At 75.1% G+C, this 2,932-nt stretch carries 2 protein-coding genes; both read right to left on the bottom strand.

Annotation, left to right across the window (positions count from 1 at the left end):
- Positions 1–15 precede the first annotated feature (15 nt).
- The gene (locus tag J0670_RS34570) at positions 16–1,944 is read right to left on the bottom strand and encodes an NAD(P)-dependent oxidoreductase (RefSeq protein WP_243437949.1); all 1,929 of its coding nucleotides are present in this window, start codon (positions 1,942–1,944) and stop codon (positions 16–18) included.
- 43 nt (positions 1,945–1,987) lie between these two features.
- Complete coding sequence (locus J0670_RS34565; RefSeq protein ID WP_207816375.1) at positions 1,988–2,779, bottom strand: phytanoyl-CoA dioxygenase family protein; 792 nt, start codon at positions 2,777–2,779, stop codon at positions 1,988–1,990.
- Positions 2,780–2,932 lie beyond the last annotated feature (153 nt).

Raw genomic sequence — 2,932 nt, 5'->3', positions numbered from 1 at the left:
GGATTCGGGGTACGGCTACCGGCGCGAATCGGGGACGGTGTAGTCGCCGTGGATGTCGCAGGCCCACCACTGGGCGAGGGCGCGCATGCTCTCGTGGAGCACGGCCGAGGCGTGCCAGTGGAGTTCGGTCTCGATCAGCCCGGTCGCCATGGTCCAGCGGTCGACCGTCGGGTCCTGGACCCACTCCCAGGGCGTGCGGCGCGAGACGTCGGCCAGGAACCCGGCGAGTTCCTGCTCGTCGAAGGCCGCGGAGGCGACGTTGAGCACCGGCTGCGCGGGTGGGGCCGCCAGGACGGCGCGCAGCGCGTCGGCGAGGTCGCGGTGGTCCAGCACCTGGTGGCGGCCCAGCGGGTTCAGGGCGAGCGGGCGCCGGGTCCAGGCCAGGTTCACCCACCGCACCAGCGGGCTGTCCTCCGGCGCGTACGGGCCGACCGGGTCGGCGAGGCGGAGCACCTGGACGGGGATGCCGTGGTCGGCGCCCCAGGCGCGGGCGGCCTGCTCCTCCCGCCACCAGGCCCGTGCCACCGGGTCGGCCGGGGCGTCGGCGGGCGCCTCCTCGGTGACGGTCCGTTCGCGGCTGCCCCGGTAGACGGCCGAGGAGCCGGCGTAGACCAGGCGCTCCACCCCGGCCTTGGCGGCGGCGGCGAGCACGTCGGCCAGCAGGCCGTCCTCCTCGGGGCGGCCCAGGTGCACCACGTGCCGGACGCCGTCGAGGTCCTCGGCCGACGGGCGGCCGGCCAGGGGCCCGGCGCCGTGCCCGATGTCGTGGCCAGTGTCGTACCCGATGTCGTGGCCGGCGTCGGCGAGCAGCCGGGCCAGCTGCCGGGCGAAGGCCGGGTCGCCGCCGGTGACGGCTACCCGGGCGAGCGGCGCCGGGCGGGGCGTGCGGGCGGCCGGGTCGGCGCCGGCGCGGCGGCCGGCGGCGAGCGCGGTCAGCGCGAGGTCGCGCACTGCGGGGGCCATCGCGAGCAGCTCGGCGGCGGTGAACTCCTCGCACAGGCCGCCCGATCCGAGGGTCTCCATGACGGCGGCGGCGACCTGCGGGTCCGGCTCCGGCGCGTGGGCGGTGACGGTGCCGAGGGCGAAGGCGGTCAGCCACACGGCCCGGCCGGCGCCGTCCGGGAGTCCGGCCGCGGCGTCCTGGCCGGCGGCCCGGAGGGCCGCCAGGCAGGCCTCCAGCAGGCCGGTGCGGGCGAGCTGCCGCTCGGTCTCCAGGTACTCCCACTCGGTGCCCCGGAGGACCGCGCACCGGGCCTCGCCGTACTGGTAGAAGGGCACCACCGGGAAGCGCGGGCACGGTCCGTCGGCGGCCGCCGGGCCCGCCTCGCCGGTGAACAGGGTCGCCTGGCGGAAGCCGTGGTAGGTGTTGCCGGCCAGGCTGGGCAGGTCGTCGTGCTGCACCGTGCTGGGGGTGCAGAAGCGCACCGGCATGCCGATCGCGTTCAGGTAGCGCTGCACCACCACGTCGTACGGCCAGCCGCCGCCGTGCTCCTCCTGGAAGGCCGCGTAGCCGCGGGCCGCCTCGGCGGGCAGCATCAGCGCCTGGCAGGGCACGTGCTCCTGAAGGGTGTACGCCCAGGGCGCGCCGGTGAGCGCGGCGAGCCGGGCGACGGCGCCGTTGCGGGCCTCCCAGCCCGCGTAGAGCGCTATCGCCTCGCCGGGGGCCGCCGCGGCGGCGCGTTCGGCGTGCTCGTAGAAGCCTTCGGCGAGCACCACGTCGTCCTGCAGCACCAGGTGGTGGGTGGCGTCGGGCGCCACGCAGGACCACGAGAGCGGCGCCACCCGGAGGGCGGTCGGGCGGCCGTCCGGCTCGGGGTCCATGACCACGCGGACGCGGCCCCGGGAGTCGGCGTCGGCGAGCCGCCGGGCCTCCTCCGCGCGCTTGGGGTGACTCATGACCGCGCCGCTCAGCCGCACCTGCGCCGGTTCGTTGCTGGCATCCATCTGACTACCTCGCTGTGGGGGGTGGAGGATCGGTGAGGACGGGTCAGTCGGCGGCCCGGTCGGCGCCGGCGTTGCGGACCTTGCGCTCGTTGTCGTTCAGACCGTGGTCGGAGCCCTGCTCGCGCTCCAGCCGGATCATCGCCGCAGGACGGTAGTTGAGGATGTACGCCCGCCGCACCCGGTCGCTGGTGTTGCCGCGGGAGTAGTGCAGGGTGCTGCCGGAGTGCGCGACGCCCTGTCCGGCGGTCACCGGCACGGCGGTGGCCCCGGGCTCGTCCTCGGAGCAGTCGCACTCGATGTTCTTGCCGTCGCTGGTGGGGCGGTGCGGGCGCAGCGGCCGGGTGTGCGAGCCCTTGACGTACCACATGCAGCCGTTGTCCGGTTCGGCGTCGTCGAGGGCGACCCAGATCGAGACGGCCCGGGTGTCGGGCAGGTCGATCCAGTACGCGGCGTCCTGGTGCCAGGGGGTCGGCACCGCGGTGTGCGGGGCCTTGTGGATCAGCATGTCGAAGTCGAGCATCGCGTCGTCGCCGATCAGCTCGCGGGCGAGGGCCAGCCCCCGCTCGTGCAGCGGCAGGTCGAGGATCGGCGGGTGGAGTGCGGAGGGCCACATGATCTGCGTGATGTTCTCGACGCCGGCTTCGGCGCCGTCGGCCCGCGGCGCGTGCGAGCCGAGGTCGGACCGCTTGTCGCCGCTCTCGATCTCACCGGTGAGGAAGCGGTCGTAAATCTCCCGGTACACCTCGGCTTCCTCTGCGGAGAGCAGGGTCCCGGCGAAGACGAATCCGTCCTCCCGGAATGCGCTGGCCAGGTCGAGGTGTGCGCTGACTGTCATGGCTGAATCCTTTCCCGTGTACGGTCCGGGGCCGGTGGAATTCGCCGCGGCCGGGCCATGCGGACATGGCGGAGCACGGCGGGTTCATTCCGCCGCCGCATTTCGTGGTTCGATGGCGGCCCGACGGCGGGCCGGTATTCGCGTCGGCCGCCC

It is taken from the genome of Streptomyces sp. FH025 (assembly GCF_017427025.1).
Lineage (GTDB): Bacteria > Actinomycetota > Actinomycetes > Streptomycetales > Streptomycetaceae > Kitasatospora.
Note: the sequence above shows the minus strand (reverse complement) of the source record. Positions and strands in the feature narration are given on the sequence as shown.